This is a genomic window from Ancylomarina longa, assembly GCF_003996985.1.
In the GTDB taxonomy this organism is placed as follows: domain Bacteria; phylum Bacteroidota; class Bacteroidia; order Bacteroidales; family Marinifilaceae; genus Ancylomarina_A; species Ancylomarina_A longa.
This window is the reverse complement of sequence record NZ_RJJX01000079.1, coordinates 1-1,036: the sequence shown is the minus strand read 5'-3', so window position 1 is coordinate 1,036 and position 1,036 is coordinate 1. Positions and strand designations below refer to the sequence as shown.

Below are 1,036 nucleotides of genomic sequence, written 5' to 3'. Positions count from 1 at the left end.
ACATCCTAGTACGATCTATCGTGAGCTTAAAAGAAATAGCATCAATGACGTTTATCAAGCTCGATATGCTTCTGATAACACTTTTGCTAGACGTAGACGTGGTCAYAGAAAACTCAAAATCGATTCAATCCTYTGGAAATTTATTGTTGAAGCGATCCGTTGTTTATGGTCTCCTCAGCAAATAGCAAAGCGTTTAAAGACATTTCCTGATTTGGATCAAACAATGAATGTAAGCCATACAACGATTTATTCAACGATACGMGCATTACCMAAGGGTGAGTTGAAAAAAGACTTATTATCCTGTCTGCGTCATGAAAATAAAAAGCGAAAAGCTAACGGTGAACCTAAAAAAGATTCTATATTACAGGATATTAAAACTATTCATGAGCGCCCAGCYGAAGTTCAAGAAAGAAAAATACCGGGTCATTGGGAAGCTGATTTAATTAAAGGTAAAGACAATAAAAGTTCGATAGCAACACTTATTGAACGAAATACACGGCTCTGTATCTTGGCAACATTACCTGATGCAAAGGCAGAATCAGTGCGCAAGGCTTTAACTGAAGCTCTGAAATATTTACCYGCAGAACTGCGTAAAACRTTGACCTATGACCGTGGACGYGAGATGKCAGAACATAAAATMCTYGAAGAAGATTTAGGCATAGATGTATATTTCTGTGACCCACATTCACCCTGGCAAAAAGGCACATGCGAAAATATGAATGGTTTAATTAGGCAATATTTACCTAAAGGGATTGATTTAAATCAGGCAGATCAGCATTATTTAAATCAAGTTGCCATGTCACTGAATACTCGTCCTAGAAARGCGTTAGATTGGCTTACACCATTAGAGAAATTTGCTCAGCTTGTTGATTATCATAAGRCTTTTSAAACTGTCGCACCTCATGTTTGAATTCGCCCTTCCATGACTTCCACATACACTCAGTATTTCACCTGTTGTATAGTGCATAGATAACTGAAATTTAAAGGTATGTCGCTTTTTTTTACCGCTATACCATTTCTTCTGTTTTTTTTGGAC

At 37.1% G+C, this 1,036-nt stretch carries 1 protein-coding gene and 1 pseudogene; one reads left to right on the top strand and one right to left on the bottom strand.

The features are described 5' to 3' along the window. Positions 1 to 910: IS30-like element ISAba125 family transposase (locus tag DLK05_RS16490; RefSeq protein ID WP_127345090.1), on the top strand; the 910-nt coding region annotated here is incomplete at its 5' end. Positions 911 to 922: 12 nt separating this feature from the next. Here the strand turns inward: DLK05_RS16490 and DLK05_RS17880 are convergent. Then, positions 923 to 1,036 (bottom strand): annotated as a pseudogene (locus DLK05_RS17880) (IS5/IS1182 family transposase); the annotation flags it as partial.